21 protein-coding genes and 1 riboswitch are annotated in these 18603 nt (G+C 62.8%); of the genes, 6 read left to right on the top strand and 15 right to left on the bottom strand.

Annotated elements, in window-relative coordinates:
* Positions 1–100: 100 nt before the first annotated feature.
* The 13 genes from GHK62_RS25185 to pobA all read right to left on the bottom strand — a co-directional run bounded on the left by GHK62_RS25185 (position 101) and on the right by pobA (position 11804).
* Entirely contained in the window at positions 101–424 is a 324-nt protein-coding gene (locus GHK62_RS25185; RefSeq protein WP_153441758.1) for an EthD family reductase, read from the bottom strand.
* A gap of 15 nt (positions 425–439) precedes the next feature.
* Positions 440–1378 carry a 2-hydroxyacid dehydrogenase gene (locus GHK62_RS25180; protein ID WP_283066416.1) on the bottom strand — a complete coding sequence of 313 codons (939 nt, stop codon included), beginning with the start codon at positions 1376–1378 and terminating at the stop codon, positions 440–442.
* Between the two features lie 130 nt (positions 1379–1508).
* Entirely contained in the window at positions 1509–2288 is a 780-nt protein-coding gene (locus GHK62_RS25175; RefSeq protein ID WP_153441757.1) for an amino acid ABC transporter ATP-binding protein, read from the bottom strand.
* 20 nt (positions 2289–2308) lie between these two features.
* Positions 2309–3106 carry a transporter substrate-binding domain-containing protein gene (locus GHK62_RS25170; protein ID WP_153441756.1) on the bottom strand — a complete coding sequence of 266 codons (798 nt, stop codon included), beginning with the start codon at positions 3104–3106 and terminating at the stop codon, positions 2309–2311.
* A gap of 44 nt (positions 3107–3150) precedes the next feature.
* Positions 3151–3807, bottom strand: a complete 657-nt coding sequence (locus tag GHK62_RS25165) for an amino acid ABC transporter permease (RefSeq protein ID WP_153441755.1) — start codon at positions 3805–3807, stop codon at positions 3151–3153.
* Between the two features lie 10 nt (positions 3808–3817).
* Entirely contained in the window at positions 3818–4486 is a 669-nt protein-coding gene (locus GHK62_RS25160) for an amino acid ABC transporter permease (RefSeq protein WP_153441754.1), read from the bottom strand.
* A 116-nt stretch (positions 4487–4602) separates the two neighbouring features.
* A complete protein-coding gene (locus GHK62_RS25155; RefSeq protein ID WP_153441753.1) occupies positions 4603–5625 on the bottom strand; it encodes a LacI family DNA-binding transcriptional regulator in 1023 nt (340 codons plus the stop codon).
* 184 nt (positions 5626–5809) lie between these two features.
* Positions 5810–6526, bottom strand: a complete 717-nt coding sequence (locus GHK62_RS25150; protein ID WP_153441752.1) for an ABC transporter ATP-binding protein — start codon at positions 6524–6526, stop codon at positions 5810–5812.
* Complete coding sequence (locus GHK62_RS25145; protein WP_153441751.1) at positions 6507–7271, bottom strand: ABC transporter ATP-binding protein; 765 nt, start codon at positions 7269–7271, stop codon at positions 6507–6509. Before GHK62_RS25145 ends, GHK62_RS25150 begins: the two co-directional genes overlap by 20 nt.
* Positions 7268–8269 carry a branched-chain amino acid ABC transporter permease gene (locus tag GHK62_RS25140; RefSeq protein ID WP_153441764.1) on the bottom strand — a complete coding sequence of 334 codons (1002 nt, stop codon included), beginning with the start codon at positions 8267–8269 and terminating at the stop codon, positions 7268–7270. Before GHK62_RS25140 ends, GHK62_RS25145 begins: the two co-directional genes overlap by 4 nt.
* A 2-nt stretch (positions 8270–8271) precedes the next feature.
* A complete protein-coding gene (locus tag GHK62_RS25135; protein WP_153441750.1) occupies positions 8272–9138 on the bottom strand; it encodes a branched-chain amino acid ABC transporter permease in 867 nt (288 codons plus the stop codon).
* Positions 9139–9205: 67 nt separating this feature from the next.
* The gene (locus tag GHK62_RS25130; RefSeq protein ID WP_153441749.1) at positions 9206–10378 is read right to left on the bottom strand and encodes an ABC transporter substrate-binding protein; all 1173 of its coding nucleotides are present in this window, start codon (positions 10376–10378) and stop codon (positions 9206–9208) included.
* A gap of 253 nt (positions 10379–10631) precedes the next feature.
* The gene (gene pobA / locus GHK62_RS25125) at positions 10632–11804 is read right to left on the bottom strand and encodes a 4-hydroxybenzoate 3-monooxygenase (RefSeq protein WP_153441748.1); all 1173 of its coding nucleotides are present in this window, start codon (positions 11802–11804) and stop codon (positions 10632–10634) included.
* Between the two features lie 188 nt (positions 11805–11992).
* On the opposite strand from pobA, the gene GHK62_RS25120 reads away from it, so the two are divergent.
* Positions 11993–12880 carry a helix-turn-helix domain-containing protein gene (locus GHK62_RS25120; protein ID WP_153441747.1) on the top strand — a complete coding sequence of 296 codons (888 nt, stop codon included), beginning with the start codon at positions 11993–11995 and terminating at the stop codon, positions 12878–12880.
* Between the two features lie 40 nt (positions 12881–12920).
* Here GHK62_RS25120 and GHK62_RS25115 read toward each other — a convergent pair whose 3' ends face one another.
* Entirely contained in the window at positions 12921–13304 is a 384-nt protein-coding gene (locus GHK62_RS25115; RefSeq protein ID WP_153441746.1) for a DUF427 domain-containing protein, read from the bottom strand.
* A 142-nt stretch (positions 13305–13446) separates the two neighbouring features.
* Positions 13447–13558: riboswitch (TPP riboswitch) on the top strand.
* Positions 13559–13656: 98 nt separating this feature from the next.
* Between GHK62_RS25115 and thiC the strand changes: the two genes are divergently transcribed.
* From thiC to GHK62_RS25090, 5 genes are read left to right on the top strand one after another with little or no spacing between them, the layout of a single operon-like run.
* Positions 13657–15498, top strand: coding sequence for a phosphomethylpyrimidine synthase ThiC (thiC, locus tag GHK62_RS25110; protein WP_153441745.1), 1842 nt, complete (start codon positions 13657–13659; stop codon positions 15496–15498).
* 2 nt (positions 15499–15500) lie between these two features.
* On the top strand, positions 15501–16469 hold the full coding sequence (gene thiO, locus GHK62_RS25105; RefSeq protein ID WP_153441763.1) for a glycine oxidase ThiO: 969 nt from the start codon (positions 15501–15503) through the stop codon (positions 16467–16469).
* Positions 16469–16666, top strand: coding sequence for a sulfur carrier protein ThiS (gene thiS / locus GHK62_RS25100; RefSeq protein ID WP_153441744.1), 198 nt, complete (start codon positions 16469–16471; stop codon positions 16664–16666). The genes thiO and thiS overlap by 1 nt, the downstream gene beginning before the upstream one ends.
* A 2-nt stretch (positions 16667–16668) precedes the next feature.
* Positions 16669–17442 carry a thiazole synthase gene (locus GHK62_RS25095; protein ID WP_153441743.1) on the top strand — a complete coding sequence of 258 codons (774 nt, stop codon included), beginning with the start codon at positions 16669–16671 and terminating at the stop codon, positions 17440–17442.
* Positions 17439–18044, top strand: a complete 606-nt coding sequence (locus GHK62_RS25090) for a thiamine phosphate synthase (protein WP_184108606.1) — start codon at positions 17439–17441, stop codon at positions 18042–18044. Before GHK62_RS25095 ends, GHK62_RS25090 begins: the two co-directional genes overlap by 4 nt.
* A 39-nt stretch (positions 18045–18083) precedes the next feature.
* On the opposite strand, the gene GHK62_RS25085 is transcribed toward GHK62_RS25090, so the two are convergent.
* Positions 18084–18392: a hypothetical protein gene (locus GHK62_RS25085; RefSeq protein WP_153441742.1), complete on the bottom strand. Its 309-nt coding sequence runs from the start codon at positions 18390–18392 to the stop codon at positions 18084–18086.
* Between the last annotated feature and the right edge of the window lie 211 nt (positions 18393–18603).

Raw genomic sequence — 18603 nt, 5'->3', positions numbered from 1 at the left:
CAGCGCCGTGCGTCCTTTAGGACGCACAAAGGACGCTGTAACTCTTTGAGCCTATGCATCGTGCTTTCTGAAAATCGGGTCCGATTTTCGGGCCGATGCGCTAGCGACCGTCAAGCTCGAACACGTGATGATGGATGTGCCCTTCGAACATCTCGAGCAGGCCCTTCGTCAATTCGCGGCTTTCGTAGCGCGCAGGTGATTCAAGCGCCCGCGCCAGCGCCTCGCGGTCGTCATAGGCGGTGGAAAGAACCATCGCGAACGGCGTCGCCCCTTCGTCGCGCTCCACGGCATGGAGAACCCGGACTTCCCGGACGCCCGGAAAGGCCTGCCAAAGCGGCATCAGCTTCTCTGCGATATAGGCGCGGAATGCTTCTTCCCGACCGGGATGGATCACGCCCTCGAACAGGGCCTGTCGAATGATCATGCTGTCTTCTCCACTTCAGTTGGCGACGTTCGGCGATTTCTGGCCGGCGAAATGGGCGGCGAGATTGGCGAGCACGAGTCTCCCCATGGCCAGCCGCGTCTCGACCGTCGCACTGCCCTGATGCGGCATGAGCACGGTATTCGGCGTCGAATGGAATTCACTGCGGATCTTCGGCTCGTTGACGAAGACGTCGAGCCCCGCACCCGCGATCGTTCCGGACCTCAGCGCCTCGATCAAAGCGTCCTCGTCGACCACGCTGCCGCGCGCGACATTGACCACGATGCCCTGCGGGCCAAGTGCTTCAAGCACGGAGGCGTCGACGATGTTCTTTGTTGCCGCACTCGCCGCCACGCAGACGGCGAGCACGTCGCTGTCGCGGGCGAGATCGGCTGGGCTTTCATGGGCCACCCACTCGACGTCGGTCAGCCTGGACCGGTTCCAGTAACGCACCGACATGCCGAAGGCCTCGGCGCGAAGCGCCAATGCACGCCCGATCTGACCGAGACCGAGAACGCCAATCCGCTTGCCCTTCGGGCTATGGCCGAGCGGCAATTGTTCGCCCGATGCCCAGCGGCCTTCCCGCACCAGCCTGTCGCCGTCGCCGAGCCGGCGCAGGACCGCAAGCATGAGCGCGATACCGAGATCCGCGACATCGTCCGTGAGCACGCCCGGTGTCGTCGTCACATCGATGTCGCGGCTGCGCGCATAAGCAAGATCCACCTTGTCCGTGCCGACCCCGTTGATCGCGATGATCCCGAGTGAGGGAAGCTTCTCAATCCAGTCATTGGAAAGGCCCGTGCCGCCGCCGGTCGCAACCGCGCGGATCGACCGGAGTGCCGCTTCGAGCGCCGGCCGGTCGGCGGCCTCGTAGAGCCTGTGAACCGTGTAGTCCCGGTGAAGCTCCTCCATGATGGGCGGCATCATTGGCTCTACGAGCAACAGATCTGGTTTCACGTCTAAACTCCAATTGCTGAGATGTCGCTCAAAACTGAGCGGCATTTTGGGACGATGACATGTGTGGAAACAAAGACTTGAGGCGCGCCGAAGTTCGCTTGAAGGCGGCGCGCTTCACTTGCGCCGACGATCAGGAAATCTGGCCGAGGAAGAATCGTGTGCGCTCGTGTTGCGGGGCACTGAAGAAAGTATCGGGCGTTGCGACTTCGAGAATTTCGCCGCGGTCCATGAAGACGACACGGTCGGCGACGCTTCGCGCGAAGCCCATCTCGTGCGTCACGCACAGCATGGTCATGCCTTCGCTCGCGAGATCGACCATTGTGTCGAGGACCTCCTTGACCATTTCCGGATCGAGCGCCGAGGTCGGCTCGTCGAAAAGCATGATCTTCGGATTCATGCACAGCGCACGCGCGATCGCCACGCGCTGCTGCTGTCCGCCCGAAAGCTGCGCAGGATATTTCGCCGCCTGCTCGGGGATACGCACGCGCCGAAGAAACTTCATGGCGGTCTCCTCGGCCTCGGCTTTCGTAATGCCGCGCACTTTCATCGGAGCGAGCGTGCAATTCTCGAGCACCGTCATGTGAGGGAAGAGGTTGAACTGCTGGAAGACCATGCCGGTCTCCTGACGGATCAGGTCGACATTTTTTCCACCGGCGGTCAGGTCGTGACCGTCGACGACGATCTTGCCCGAATGAATGGTCTCGAGCTGGTTGATGCAGCGGATCATCGTCGACTTACCAGAGCCCGAAGGTCCGCAAATGACGATCCGTTCGCCGCGACCAACGGTCAGGTTGACGTTTTTCAGGGCATGGAAGGACCCATACCACTTGTTGACGTCCTCCATGCGCACGGCCGGATCAGAAGCCCCGCGCGACCGGGGGGCGGAGGCGATTTCGCTTACCATGTTCATCGCGAGGGGCTCCCGTTTTGTTATTTCGCTTTGGTCACGAATTCCGGCAGCGGAGAACCAAGCCATTTTTCGTGGATGGCATTGAGCTGTCCGTCAGCCTTGACCTTGTCGAGGAAGGTGTTGACGAAGGTGAGCATCTCGCTCGATCCCTTGCGGACGGCGATGCCCTGAACCTGCTGGTTCAACACGAGCTTCTGGTTGAACCGCCCGGGAGCGGCCGCCTCGATCTGCTGGGCGACGACGTTGGACACGCCGATCAGTTCGACCTGGCCGGAAAGCAAGGCCTGCACCGCACTGGCGTCGTCGTCAAAACGCTGGATGTTGGCGTCCTGCGGGGCGATCTTGGTGACCGCCGTGTCCTGCGTGCTGGCGCGCGCCACGCCGATCGTCTTGCCGGCCAGATCTTCCGGTTTTGCGACAGCCAGATCCTGGGCACCGAACACGCCGATCGAGATGCCGGCGTAAGGCTGGGAGAAGTCGACGTTCTTGGCGCGCTCTTCGGTGATGCCCAGCGAAGCGACGAGCAGGTCAACCTGGTTGCTTTGCAGATAGGGGATGCGGTTCGGGCCCGTCACGGGCACGATCGTCACCTCGACGCCGAGCTCCTTGGCAAGCAATTTGGCGACATCGGCGTCATAGCCATCTGGGTTGTTGCTCGCGTCCATGATTCCGAATGGCGGAAAATCGACCAGCATCCCGACCTTGACCGTTCCGGCCGACTTGATCGCCTCCACCGTCTGCGCGGCGGCGGGGGACACGAAACCGGCAAGAAGTGCAGCGCCAAGAACTGACATTGCCATGCGTCTCGAAATATTCATTCTTCCTTCCCTTTCACATACCGGCCTCCCGCCGGCGGGGCCCGTCAACGTGCCGTTGCGCGGGAAAAACGGGTTTCCATTCGGCGTGCGACCAGCGACAGCGGCCAGCACAAGAGGAAATAGATAGTGGCCACCGTCCCGAAGACGAGGAATGGGCTGAACGTCGCATTGTTAATGATCTGCCCTTGCCGGGTCAGTTCGGTGAAGCCGATGATCGAGGCGAGCGACGTGCCCTTGATCAGCTGGACCATGAAGCCGACCGTCGGCGCGACTGCGATGCGGACCGCCTGGGGCAGGATCACGTGGCGCATGGAATGGTAATAGCGCAGGCCAAGCGCCGTCGCGGCCTCGCGCTGCCCCTTCGGCACGGCCTCGATGCAGCCGCGCCAGATTTCGCCGAGAAAGGCGCTGGCGTGGAGCGCAAGCGCAACAGCCGCAGCAATCCACGGGTTGATCGCAAAGCCGAAGATATTCATGCCAAAGTACACCAGGAAAAGCTGCATCAGCAGCGGGGTTCCCTGGAAGAGGCGGATGAACCCGGTGGCGAGGCGACGGAAAGCCCGCACTTCGGACACGCGCATCAACGCCATCAACAGTCCGCCGATGCTGCCGCCGGCAAAGGCGATTGCCGAAAGCGCGATCGTCCATTGCGCCGCCACAACAATGATGAGGAACTCGTTCCAGCCGAAGACTCTGATCATGGCGGTGCTCCTAGCGGCTGAGCGGATATTTGAAGGCCATTTTCTCGATCGCGTAAAACAGCGCGGAGAAGCCGACCGACAAAGCGAGATAGATCAGGGTGACCGTGATATAGACCTCGAAACTCGCAAAGGTCGCGGATTGGAGGTCGTTTCCGGCTGCAGCCAGGTCGTCCGCCGAGATCACGGACACGACGCTGGTATTCAGCATCAGGTAGATGAACTGGCTGGTAAGCGCAGGATAGACGGTGCGCAGTGCCGGCTTCATGATGATGTAGCGAAAGATCTGCGCCCTCGACAGTCCGAGAGCCCACCCCGCCTCCACCTGGCCCTTGTGGATCGACTCGATGCCGGCGCGAATGATCTCCGTGCCATAGGCACCGAAATTGACAACAAGCGCCAGGAGCGCCGCGCTGTTCGGAGACAGCCTCAGGCCAAGCGATGGCATGCCGAAGTAGATGAAGAAGATCTGCACGAGGAATGGCGTGTTGCGGATGATCTCAATGTAGCCATCGATCCCGGTACGGACGATCTTCGGCCCGGACGTCTTTCCCCAGGCGCAAATGACGGAGACGACAAGGCCGATCAGCATGGCGGCGCATGACAGGCGAACGGTCAGCCAGGCGCCGATCAGCAACTGGTCGAAGGACGCCAGCACGGGCGTGAAATTGAACTCGTACATGCAGGGACCTCCTCCCAAGACATCGAGACGGGACGTCGCGCCTCCTCGCGTCCTCGTTACTTAGATCGATCTAAAATGTTTGCCAGCAGGCGTCAACCACAAATGAGCATCAATTTTCACATGGGACGGCCGCAGGACTCCCGAACGTGCAGGGCGGTGTCGTTTACCACGCGGCGCGGCGGCAAGTCGGGATTGGCGATACGTTCGAGGAGAAGCCGCGCCGCCATCTCGCCGATCGTCACCGGCCCGGTCGAGACCGACGTGAGTTTTGGCCGGATGGCTTCTTCATCCGCCACATCGTCGAAGCCGATCAGGGAGAGATCGCGACCGATCGTCAAACCGCAGTCGTGAAGTCCTGCGGAGAGCCCGAGAGCAACAAGATGATTGAAGCAGATCACCGCTGTGGGCCGCGTCGCCTGATCGAACAGAAGATGCGTTGCGCTGGCGATTTCTCCGAGCTGCGCCGGAAAGTGGATCAGGATTCCGGGATCGAGCGCCTTTGACAGCATGGCGTCGCGGAATCCATCGACGCGCTCCTGATAGGCCGATTGGACCGGGCCATGGGCGGCAAAGGCGATCTTCTCATGGCCGAGCGAAGCGAGATAGTCCACCGCCTGGCGCATCCCGGCGGCATAATCGGCTCCGACATAGTCCATGTCGAAGGAGATATGGCGCAACACCTGCACGACCGGCATGCCCCAATCCGCTATCTCTTCGGACAGGGCTGGCGGCGTGTCTGCGGCGGGGCAGAGAATGACCCCGTCCACACCGTGTTCCCGCATCCGTTGGAGGAGCGTTGCCTGCCGCTCGACCTTGTCCCCGCTGTTGGCGAGGAGAACCACCTTGCCGGTCTCCCCGATGACCTCCTCGATACCCGACAGAAGCTCCGCAAAGAAGGGATTGGTGAGATTTGGGACGATGGCGCCGATGATCTGGCTGCGTTCGACGCGCAGGCGGGCCGCGCCGATATTGTAAACGTAGCCGAGATCTCGCATTGCCTGCTCGACGCGGCTGCGCGTCTCGCTGCCGACCAGCGGGCTCTTGCGAAGAACTAGGGACGCGGTCGCGCGGGAGACGTTTGCATGTCGCGCGACATCGAGAAGCGTAACGCGGCTCTTTTTTCGTTCGTCAAAGGACATTGAATACCAACGGGAAAAGAATGGTGGTGGGGGAACTATAGTCAACAACGAGTGTCGGGCAAACGCTGCCGAGTCTCTGGCGCCGTCACCCGAAGGCCTCGTTCTGTTAGAGCATCCCGCTTAAACTTCTCAGAATCGATCACGTTCATGATTTTGGGTCGATTCGACCCAAAATCATCGTGATCTAATGCAGGCTGCCAACACCCAGCAGCCGTTCGACGGTCACATGATCCTGCGAAAGCTCCACCGGCGTTCCAGTCCAGGCGATCCGTCCCCGCTCCAGCACGATGACATGGTCGGCGAAATCCAGCGCACTCTGTATGCGCTGTTCGACGAGCACTATCGTCATGTCGCCGGTTCTGGCAAGCTCGGCAAAGACCTTCATGAGCTCTTCGCAGATGACCGGTGCCAGGCCTTCGAGCGGCTCGTCCAGCAGCAACACTGATGGCCGTCCGAGGATCGAGCGGGCGGTCGACAGCATCTGTTGCTCTCCGCCGGAGAGTTGCGAGCCGAGATTCCTGCGCCGCTCATGGAGGCGCGGAAACATGTCGTAGGCTTCCCTGAGCGCGCTCTTCGGCCGGCCCTTGAGCCCAACGAAGAGGTTTTCCTCTACGGTCAGCGTGGGAAACACGCAGCGCGCCTGCGGCACGAAACCGAGACCACTCAAGGCCCGCGACGCGCTTGGCAACGCGGTGACATCGGTCTCGCCGATGCGGATGCGCCCTTCGTATTGGCGCGTCTGGCCGGCGAGTGTTGCGAGCAGCGTCGTCTTTCCCATGCCGTTGCGCCCGAGCACGGCGAGACGCGCGCCGGCCGGCACCGAAAAGGAAATGCCTTCAAGCACCCGCGTCGGCCCATAGCCTGCGGACAGGTCTTCGACCTCAAGCGGCGTGGCCGGCATTGGCATAACTCCCGAGATAGGCTTCACGTACCCGTGGGTCCTTGGTCACGTCAGACGGCGAACCGTCGAAGATGATCGTGCCGTTGGCCAGCACGATCACCCGCCTGGCGAAGCGGAACACAAGATCCATGTCATGCTCGATCATCAGTACGGCAAGGTCGGCCGGAAGGTCGGCCAGCGCCTGTTCGATACGGCCCGTGTCGCTTTGCGGCACGCCGGCGGCCGGTTCGTCGAGGAGCAGCACCCGCGGTCTTAGCGCCAGTGCCACGGCGATCTCCAAAAGCCGCTGCTGGCCATAGGCGATCTCGCTGACATGCCGGTGCATCTGGTCGCGCAGCCCGAGCTTGCCGATAAGATCGTCGACTTCCGTCATGACCTCGGGCATTGCGAGGTAATTCCCGAAAAAACGCCCTGCCCGGCCGTCGCGCTGCAGGACTGCAAGCGCCACGTGTTCCGCCGGAGTCATGTCCTGGAAGAGACGCGTCACCTGGAACGATCGCACGAGACCCCTCCGAACGCGTCCGATGGCATCCACTCGGGTGATATCTTCGCCGCCGATCCGGACCTCGCCGGAATCGGGCTTCAGGTTCCCGGTGACCAGGTTGACGAAGGTCGTCTTTCCCGCGCCGTTCGGGCCGATCAATGCCACACGATCGCCCGGCGCCATGGCAAGGCTGACATCGTTGGTGACGGCGAGGCCGCCGAACGATCGCTTCAGATTCCGAACCTCGAAGATGGCACTCATCGGCGCGCCTCCCTCCAACGGATCGCCACGGCGGCGATCGTGCCGTAGAGACCATTGGGCGCAAAGAGCACGACGGCGATCAGCAGAGCACCGACCATCGTCAGCCAGTGGAAGGGGTTGGCAGCAGAAACGATATCCTCGAAGAACATGAACACGATCGTGCCGGTAAGTGCGCCAAAGAGCGAACCCGTGCCGCCGAGCACCAGCATGACCAGGCTCTCGGCTGAGAGCGTGAAGGAGAGGCTGTCGAGGCCGACCACCTGCGTCGAGATGGCGTTGAGCGCACCGCCGGCCCCGGCCACCGCACCGGAAATCATGTACATCTTGACCAAGGTGACCTTCGGCGAAGCGCCCATCGCACGAACGCGGACTTGATCCTCCTTGATGCCGCGGCAGAGCATGCCGAAGGGCGAGCGCACGACAAGGCGCAAGAGCGTGAACACGACCGCAAGCAGGACGATGCCGAAGACGTAAGCCGTGCGGCCCCAAAGGTCGAACGCGAAAAGCCCGAGCAGCGGATCGGGCGCGATGCCAGCGAGCCCATCGCTGCCGCCCGTCCAGGCCGAGGCCTTGTTGGCGAACTCGTGAAACAGATGGATGAGCGCGATCGACAATACGAGCTGCGGGAGACCGTGGGCCCTCAGGATCACCACGCCGCAAAGAAGCCCCGCAACAATGCCGCCGAGAATGCCGCAGGCGAGCATGAGCAGCGGATCCGTGATGCCGAAATGGACGGCGGCGATGCCGGCCGCATAGGCGCCGGTTCCGAACAGGGCCGCATGGCCGAGCGTCGCCACCCCGCAATAGCCCGTCACGAGGTCGAGGGATAGCACCAGGAGCGCGATCGTCGTCATGCGCGTCAGCAGCGCCAGATTGTTTGGAAACAAAAGGTAGCCGACGATGGCGAGTGCGAGGATCACGGCAAGGCCGGCGAGGTCGCGGCCGAGTTTTCGCCGGTTGCCATGCGCTCTCGCCAGTGCGTCGTCCATCGTCGCCATGGTCACGATCTCGCCCTCCCGGCAAGGCCGCGCGGGAAGACGCAGACAATTGCGATGACGGCGAGATAGAAGAAGAACTCGCCGAATTCCGGCACGAGGTAGCGGCCCGCCGTATCGATGCCGCCCAGCAGAAGGCATGCAACAAGGGCGCCCGGTATCGAGCCCGCGCCGCCGACGGAAACGACGACCAGGAAGGTCACCATGTAGCGCAGCGCGTAGTAGGGTTCGACGGGGAGCAGTTCGGCGCCCACCACACCGCCCAGGGCAGCGAGACCGACGGCAACAGCAAAGCTCACCGCGTAGACGATTTCGGTACGCACCCCGAGGGCTGCCGCCATCGCCGCGTTGTCGACGGCCGCCCTGAGCTTCACGCCGAAAGCGGTTTTTTCGATCGCGTACCAGAGGGCGGCTGCGACGGCGAGCCCGCAAAGGATCGCGAACAGGCGGTGGGTGGTGATCGAGCGGAAGCCGAGATCGACGGACCCCCGGAGCTCCGTCGGCAAGGGGATCGTCTTCAGCGTCGGGCCAAAGACATAGTTGGCGATGCCGATGATGCAGAAGGTGATCCCGATCGTCATCAAGACCTGCGTCAATTCCGGTGCCCCGTAGATACGGCGATAAAGCAGCCGCTCGATCGGGATGGCGATGAGGATCGTGCCAAAGACCGCGATCATCAGGGCGATCCCATAGCCGAGCCCCATGTCGCGTGCCACATAGGAGGCGATGTAGCCGCCGATCATTGCGAAGGCGCCATGAGCGAGATTGACCACTCGCATCAGCCCCATAGTGATGGAAAGACCGATCGAGATCACGAACAGCACCATGCCGTAAGCGAGCGCGTCGACCGCTATGCTGAAGACGGTTTGCATGTGCCCATCCCGTTTCCCGATGATGCGGGGTCGAGCCGCCGCCCCGCATCCAAGTCGCTGGCCGTTGCTATTTCAGCGCCGCAAGGCCGGGATCGCCCTGCTTCTCGAAAGTCTGGATCTCCTTGTTGTAGTAGGATCCGTCCTCGGCCTTGGCGACCTCGCGCAGATAGATGTTCTGGATAATGTGGCGGGATTCCGGGTCGATCAAGACGGGCCCGCGTGGGCTCGTCCAGGAAAGCCCCTTGACCGCATCGACCGCCTTTTGCGCATCCTGCTCGCCGCCGGTCGCCTCGATCATCTTGTAGATGACATGCATGCCGTCGTAGGCGCCGACGGCAGGGAAGGAAAGTTCAGCGGGATTGCCGATCGCCTTGCCGGCGGCCTCGACGAACGCCTTGTTTTCGGGAGAGTCGTGCGAGACGGCATAGTGGAACGTCGTCTGAAGTCCGAGCGCAGCTTCACCCAGCGCCGGAAGGTCGGACTCCTGCGTCAGGTCGCCCGGCGCAAAGAGCTTGATGCCCGCATCCTTGAGCCCGTTTTCGTTATAGGCCTTGACGAAGCCGAGCGTCGTCGGGCCGGACGGCAGGAAGGCGAAGACGCCCTGGGCGCCCGAATCCTTGACGCGCTGCATGATCGGCGAGAAATCGTTGGTGGCGAGCGGCATGCGGATCGCCTCGACGATCTCGCCGCCCGCCGCTTCGTACGCCTTCTTGAAGGCGTTCTCGGCATCGACGCCCGGGCCGTAATCGCTGACGACCGATATCACCTTCGAGACACCTGCATCCTTCGCGACCTTGGCGATCGGCGTCGAGGTCTGCCAGAGCGTGAACGAGGTGCGCACGACCAGCGGGCTCTTGGTGACGATCGCCGAGGTCGCGGCATTCATGATCACCAGCGGCACATTCCCCTGCTCGAGTAACGGCGTCACCGCCATCGCGTCGGGGGTGAAATAGAAGCCGGCGAGATACTGTACGCCCTCCTTGACGACGAGCTCCTGCGCCAACGCCTTGGACTGGGCCGGATCCGCCTGCGGCACGTCCCGGTAGATGACCTCGACGTCGTCGTCGCCGACCTTGCTGCCGTTCAGCGCCATATAGGCGTCGATGCCCGCCTTGAAATTCTTGCCCTGCAGCGCAAACGGGCCTGAAAAAGGTCCAATTACGCCAATCTTGATCGTGTCCGCTTCGGCTGCCCCGCTCATTGCCAATGCCGCCAGCGCGGCGAGAATGATCCGTTTCATTTTTCCTCCCTGCGACAGCCGGCTCACTCCGTCCGGCATCGTCTATTTATTAGTGTTCAACCCCATCCCGTCAGTCTGTCATCTCCAACCGCGATAAATAATGAAATGTCCGCGCTCGTTCCATAACTGCTGGGTTATGTTACCACGACGAATGTTGAGCCTAGGTTCTCCCTGCCAAGATAACGCGTCGGCGCTCAAAACACATGCTCCGCCACTGTCGAGGGCGGCCGACGTGGCCATGTCGTAGTCGTGATCAAAACGGCAGGCCCACATAATTTTCCGCGAGCGCGGTGGCAGCCGCCCGCGAATGGGTGAGATAGTCGAGCTCGGCCTCCTGGATCTTCTGGTCGAAGTCGCTGGTGTCCGGGAAACGGTGCATCATCGTCGTCATCCACCAGGAAAAACGGACCGCCTTCCAGACGCGCGAAAGCGCTCGCGCCGAATAGGCATCCAGGCCGGCATTGGAGCGATCCTCGTAATGCTCAAGCAGCCCCTCGTAGAGATAATGCACGTCGCTTGCGGCGAGGTTCAGCCCCTTGGCGCCGGTCGGCGGCACGATATGGGCTGCATCTCCGACAAGAAACAACCGGTGAAAGCGCATCGGCTCAGCGACGAAGGATCGAAGCGGTGCGATCGATTTCTCGAAGGACGGTCCGGTCACCACCCGTTCGGCATGGTGGGCCGGCAGGCGGCGGCGCAGTTCGTCCCAGAAGCGCTGGTCGTCCCATTCCTCGAGCTTTTCGTCGCGCGAGCACTGGATGTAGTAGCGGCTGCGACTCATCGATCGCATCGAACAGAGGGCGAAACCGCGCGGATGGTTGGCGTAGACCAGTTCGGGGCTGACCGGCGGCACGTCGGCGAGGATGCCGAGCCAGCCGAACGGGTAGACCTTCTCGAAGGTGCGGATCGCCTTTTCCGGCACTGCCCTGCGGCTCACCCCGTGCGATCCGTCGCAGCCGGCAATGAAATCGCACTCAATGCGGTGCGTGCTGCCACCCTTCTCGTAGGTGACATAGGGCGCATCGCCGTCGAAATCATGCGGCGTAACGTTCACCGCCTCGTAAACCGTCGATGCACCGGTTGTTTCCCGACAGCCCATCAGATCGCGGGTGAGTTCCGTCTGACCGTAGATCAGCACGCGCTTGCCGTCGGTCAAGCCGAAAAGATCGATGCGATGATCGCGGCCGTCGAAGGCGAGCGAGACCCCATCATGCGGGAGCCCTTCGGCATACATACGCGCGCCGGACCGGGCCTCGTCCATGAGCCGCACGGTACCCTCCTCCAGCACCCCGGCGCGAACCCGGCCAAGGATATGATCCTTGCTGGCGCGGTCGAGGATAACGTTATCGATCCCGGCATGAGTCAGCAATTGCCCGAGCAGGAGACCGGACGGTCCCGAACCGATAATGACGACCTGCGTTCGCATGGACCTCCTCCCGTTGAGCACGTCGTTCGCGCGTTCGAACTTTTGGCCGCCCGCGAACCGGCTGCCCGACGTTGGCCCCGCACAAGAATTGTCTTTTGTCAGGAAGTTTGCGCGCCGCCCCGGCCTGTCTCAATGGACATTTCAGCCAAGAAATTGCACTTATCGAACATTGGCATTGGGTGAAAAAGATGAAGCGGGCGATCCCGACATATGAACTTTACGGTGAGGAGTCTGGAGAACGTCCGGATTTCTGGCTGCATTGCGAGACGATCCCTTCACGCAGCAGCCTGCACCATTGGGAAATCGGCCTTCACCGCCATGAGAGCTTTTTTCAGATCCTGTACATCGCCGGAGGGTCGGGCGACGCCATATTAAGCGAGACGTCGCAGGCGATCTCTCCGCCGGCCGTGATCACCATTCCGCCCACGGTCAGCCATGGCTTCCGCTTTTCCCGTGACATCGACGGTTTCGTCTTCACGATCCTCGCATCGCACCTGCCGGCCGTCCCGGGCGGCCGCAGCAGACTGGGTACATGGCTGGCAAAACCTTGCCTGACGCCGCTCGGCGAAAGCGAGGACGGCCGCTACGTCGCCGAGACCTTGCAGCGCCTGGCGGAGGAATGGGCAGCGCGGGGCAATCACCGCACCGGCCTGCTCGACGCTTATCTCTCGACGGTACTGGCGCTGACGGCGCGGCTCGCCGAAGCGCCGCGTATCGACGCGGCTGCCGCGGAAAGCGAAAACGAGCGCCGGATGGAGCGGTTCGACGCGCTACTCCGACAGCACGTTCTTGCGCACCGACCGGCGGCGTTCTACGCGCGCGAACTCGGGCTGTCGCAGACACATTTGAACCGCGTGGTCCGGTCGATGACGGGGCAGAGCGTGCACGAGGTCATCGCCGAAAGGCTCTTGAACGCGGCGCGGCGCGAGCTCGTCTTCACGCGTGCGAGCGTCCAGGAAATAAGCTTCCGCCTCGGCTTTTCAGACGCGGCCTATTTCTCACGCTTCTTCGTCCGTCACGTCGGGACCACACCGCGGGCCTGGCGCATGGCCGAGCGGCAAAAGCTTGGCGTGTGACGGTGCGCGCTGTCTCGTCGGGGGCGGTTGAACAGGCCGCCTAAGACGCCTGCATTTCCTCGATGGAATCCACCCGATCCGGATAGAAGGCCATGTGGTCCTTGATTTCGCGCACCGCCGCATGCGGGTCTTCATAGGTCCAGATGGCGTTCTTCGAGCGGTCGCCGCCTGGTGTGATGCTGTAATAGGAAGCATCGCCCTTGTAGGGGCAATGTGTCGAGTGCTCGGTGCGTGCAAGCAGCGACATGTCGACGTCCTCGCGGGGAATATACTGCACTGGCGGATAGGACGCCTCGCGCAGGGTCAGTGCATCGCGCGTATCGGCAACAACGCGGCCGTCGAGCTTGACGACAACGCGCGCCGGATTGTGGTCGATGGTGATCGGATGATCGGGCCCGGGAATTTTGATCGGCTTGTCTAACATCAGCGAACGCCTCCGGATTTGATCCTTCTTACATAGGGTCAGGCCTCCCGCTTCCCAAGGGCGGCAACTCCGATCGGGCTGCACGCGACCGGACGTCGAAAAAACAGGGTTGACGCAGCGGCGATATCGGTGACTATTTGCATCCATTCACCAGGGGGGTCCCGGCAAGGGGCTGAGATACTGCTAAAGTGCGCAGTGACCCGTTGAACCTGATCCAGTTCATACTGGCGTAGGGACGGTGCGGACGTGCGAAGGCCAGGATTCCGTGTTCCCGTGATCCATCGGCGCAGCGTCTTTTCATCCTTCCGGCTTCAGAACTGGGTCTCCAACGCGAAAACTTTGGAGCCTCAAGATGAATGTTTTCAAGCCTCTCGCAGCGCCCTCGGTCACGCAGGGCCCTCTTCCGGCCTCGCAGAAAGTCTACAAGCCCGGCGAGATCCATCCCGATATCCGCGTGCCGATGCGCGAGATCGCCCTGCATCCGACCTCTGGCGAGCCGCCGGTCACCGTCTATGATTCCTCCGGCCCCTATACGGCCGAGGGCGCGGACATTCGCATCGAGGCCGGCCTGCCGCCACTTCGCCGCGACTGGATCCTTGGGCGCGGTGACGTCGAGGCCTATCAGGGCCGCAGCGTCAAGGCGGAGGACAACGGCTTTGCGACCGGCGAGAAACTGACGCCCGAATTTCCCGTTCGCCACCAACCGCTGCGTGCCAAGGGCGGGCAGGCCGTCACCCAGCTCGCCTATGCCCGTGCCGGCATTATCACGCCGGAAATGGAATTCATCGCCATCCGCGAAAATCTCGGCCGCAAGGCGGCAAAGGAGGCGCTTCAGCGCGATGGCGAAAGCTTCGGCGCATCGGTTCCCGATTTCGTCACCCCGGAATTCGTCCGCCGGGAAGTCGCCGCCGGCCGGGCGATCATTCCGGCCAACATCAACCATCCGGAATCGGAACCGATGATCATTGGCCGCAATTTCCTGGTTAAGATCAACGCCAATATCGGCAATTCCGCCGTCACCTCGTCGATGGCCGAAGAAGTCGAGAAGATGGTCTGGGCGACGCGCTGGGGCGCCGACACGGTCATGGACCTTTCGACCGGCCGCAACATCCACAACATCCGCGAATGGATCATCCGCAATTCGCCAGTGCCGATCGGCACGGTGCCGCTCTATCAGGCGCTGGAGAAGGTGAACGGCATCGCCGAGGATCTCACCTGGGAGGTCTATCGCGACACGCTGATCGAGCAGGCCGAGCAGGGTGTCGACTATTTCACCATTCATGCGGGCGTGCGGCTGCACTACATCCCGCTGACCGTCAACCGCGTTACCGGCATCGTCTCGCGCGGCGGTTCGATCATGGCGAAATGGTGCCTGCATCATCATCGCGAGAGCTTCCTCTATGAGCACTTCGAGGAGATCTGCGACATCTGCCGCGCCTATGACGTCTCCTTCTCGCTCGGCGACGGCCTCAGACCCGGCTCGATCGCCGACGCCAACGACGCCGCGCAGTTTGCGGAACTGGAAACTCTCGGGGAACTCACCAAAATCGCCTGGGCGAAAGATTGCCAGGTGATGATCGAAGGCCCCGGCCACGTGCCGATGCACAAGATCAAGGAGAACATGGACAAGCAGCTTGAAGTCTGCGGCGAAGCACCCTTCTACACGCTCGGGCCGCTGACGACCGATATCGCTCCCGGCTACGACCACATCACCTCGGGCATCGGCGCGGCGATGATCGGCTGGTTCGGCACGGCCATGCTCTGCTACGTGACGCCGAAGGAGCATCTGGGGCTGCCCGACCGCGATGACGTCAAGACGGGCGTCATCACCTACAAGATCGCGGCCCACGCCGCCGATCTCGCCAAGGGACATCCGGCCGCCCGCATCCGCGACGACGCGCTGTCGCGCGCCCGCTTCGAGTTCCGCTGGGAGGACCAGTTCAACCTCTCGCTCGATCCGGAAACCGCCCGCAATTTCCACGACGAGACGTTGCCGAAGGAAGCGCACAAGGTCGCGCATTTCTGCTCCATGTGCGGCCCGAAATTCTGTTCGATGCGGATCTCCCACGACATCCGTGCCGAAGCACAGAAGGAGGGGCTCGCGGCCATGGCCGAGAAGTATCGCGAGGGCGGCGACCTCTACATGCCGGTCGATGAGGCGGAGCGGCTGGCCAAGCGGACACCGGCCGAATGACCATGCGGGTCCTCGTCAAGGGAGCCGGCGTTGCCGGCCTCGCCGTCGCGCGCGAACTCGTAGCGCGTGGCGCTGATATCACGGTCGCGGAGCCAGAGCCGGGCTTCGCCGCAGCCGCATCCTGGTACGCCGGCGGCATGCTTGCGCCCTGGTGCGAGCGGGAAAGCACCGACGAAACCGTGCTCACGCGCGGCCGCGGCGCCGCCGACTGGTGGGACCGCGCGCTTCCCGGAGAAGTCCGGCGCAACGGAACCCTGGTCGTCGCGCTACCGCGTGATGCCGGCGAACTAAAGCGCTTCGCGTCCAGGACCTCTGGTTACCAGTGGCTCGATGCCGACGGCATTGGCGCGCTGGAGCCGGCGCTCGCCGGTCGGTTCCGGCAGGCGCTGTTCTTCCCCGGGGAAGCGCATCTCGACCCGCGCCGGGCGCTTTCGCTTCTCAGCGAAAAACTGGCGGCGCGGGGCGTCGCTTTCGTTCGCGACGAAGACGAGGGCCGCTTCGACCTCGTCGTCGATTGCACCGGTGCGTCGAAGATCGGCAGCCTCGAAGGCTTGCGCGGTGTTCGCGGCGAAATGCTCTATCTCGAGACGGATGAGCTCGAACTGTCGCGGCCGGTGCGCCTGCTGCATCCGCGCATTCCGCTCTACATCGTGCCACGCGGCGATGGGCTCTTCATGTGCGGGGCGACGATGATCGAGCGCGACGATGCTGGCCCGATCACCGCCCGGTCGCTCATGGAGTTCCTGAACGCAGCCTACGCTCTCCATCCGGGCTTCGGCGAGGCGCGCCTCATCGAGACCGGAACCGGCGTGCGCCCCGCCTTTCCCGACAACCTGCCGCGCGTCCTCCGTGCGGGAAAAACCATCATCGTCAACGGCCTTTACCGCCACGGCTTCCTCCTTTCGCCGGCGCTGGCGAGCGAAGCGGCCGGACTGGTCCTTGGCGAGCAAGACCGAAGGGAGATTTTTTAATGAGGCTGATCGTCAATGGCGAAGAACAGGACGTCTCCGCCGCCACGCTTTCCGAGCTCCTGGCTCAGCTCGATTTCGAAGGGCACTGGCTCGCAACCGCCGTCAATGGCGAATTGGTTCACCGAACCGATCGGGCAAACCGCCGGCTCAATGATCGCGACCGGATCGAAATTCTTTCGCCGATGAAGGGAGGCTGAAGATGCTGACATTATACGGACAGGAGCTCGGCTCGCGCATGCTGCTTGGAACGGCGCGATACCCCTCCCCCGCCATCCTCGCCGATGCCGTTCGGCAGGCGGGCACCGAGGTCGTCACGGTATCGCTCCGCCGTGAAACGGCCGGCGGCCGACAGGGCGGCGCCTTCTTCGAACTCATCCGCGAACTCGGCGTGCGCGTCCTGCCGAACACCGCCGGCTGCCACACAGTGTCGGAAGCGGTGCTGACGGCGAAGATGGCGCGCGAGGTCTTTTCGACGAACTGGATCAAGCTCGAGGTCATCGGCCATCACGATACGCTTCAGCCGGACGTGTTCGGGCTCGTCGAGGCGGCGCGCATCCTTGCCGGCGAAGGGTTCGACGTCTTCCCCTATACAACCGATGATCTCGTGGTTGCCGAACGGCTGGTCGAGGCGGGCTGCAAGGTGCTAATGCCCTGGTGCGCGCCGATCGGCAGCGCCATGGGACCGCAGAACATCGCGGCGCTTCGAACCATGCGCGCGCATTTTCCCGATATGCCGCTGATCGTCGACGCCGGCATCGGCCGGCCCTCGCATGCGACGACCGTGATGGAGCTCGGCTATGACGCGGTGCTGCTCAACACCGCAGTTGCCGGCGCCGGCAATCCGGCGCTGATGGCCGCGGCTTTTGCCAAGGCGATCGACGCAGGGCATGCCGCTTTCGAAGCGGGCATGCTCGAACCGCGCGACATGGCCGTCCCCTCGACCCCCGTCATCGGAAAGGCAGTCTTCTCGTGAAGCTCGACCCGTTCTATCTCATCGTCGACAGCGCAGACTGGATCGAGCGCCTTGTGCCGCTCGGCGTGAAACTGGTGCAGCTTCGGATCAAGGACCGGAGCGATGAAGACATCCGGGGCCAAATCCGCGCCGCGAAGGCGGTCTGTGCCCTCCATGGCTGCCAATTGATCGTCAACGACTACTGGCAGATCGCAATCGAGGAAGGCTGCGACTTCGTCCACCTCGGCCAGGAGGACCTCGCCGAGGCCGACGTCGCGGCGATCCGTTCCGCTGGACTGAAGCTCGGCCTCAGCACCCATGACGGAACGGAGCTCGAAACGGCACTCGCCGCCAAGCCGGACTACGTGGCGCTTGGACCGATCTACCCGACGATCCTCAAGAAGATGAAATGGGAGCCGCAGGGGCTTGCCCGCATTTCCGCCTGGCGCGAGCGCGTGCGACCGCTGCCGCTGGTCGCGATCGGCGGATTGAACACCGACCGGCTCGAAGGCGTCTTCACCCACGGCGCAGACAGTGCGGCCGTGGTCACCGACATCACGCTGAATGCCGATCCGGAAGGGCGGACGCGGGAATGGATCGAAAGGACCGCGCGCTGGCGCTGAACCACACGCTTGCGAAGATGCGCGGCTGGATGACGGACGTCACGCCGCGCGATCTGCGCGCCGGTTGGAGGCGAGCGTCGGATCCTGGGCGTATACGAGCCCGGGCTGGACGATCCATTCCCCGGTCCGGAGCGACTGGACATCGAACCGGCCGCTCTCGTCGCGCGGCGCGACACCGACGAACCGATACTGAAGACCGTTGTCGTCGATGACGATCTCGCGGATCGGACGACCGGCGAGATGTCCGATTACGCTTCCTTCGAATTGCACGTTCGCCAGGATGAAATACTCAACTGGCAGATTCCGGCTGGTCTTCCAGGTAATCCTGAAGCCGTTCTTGATCTTCATCGTCTCTTACTCACTGCAAGCGGCGGTCACGCCGCCGATACTGATCTCCAGGCCGGGCCCGCTTGGCGCGACAACTGTGGAATTCTGAAGGCAACGCCCGCCAAAAACGGTATCCCGTTCCGCGCCACCGTGACCCGAAGTCGCATGGCAAATCGATACCTCACTCACCTCAAAGACATGAGGAACGCATAAGTTCCGGCAGGCCGGCACG

The sequence above is a fragment of the Sinorhizobium terangae genome, assembly GCF_009601505.1.
Lineage (GTDB): Bacteria > Pseudomonadota > Alphaproteobacteria > Rhizobiales > Rhizobiaceae > Sinorhizobium > Sinorhizobium terangae.
Note: the sequence above shows the minus strand (reverse complement) of the source record. Positions and strands in the feature narration are given on the sequence as shown.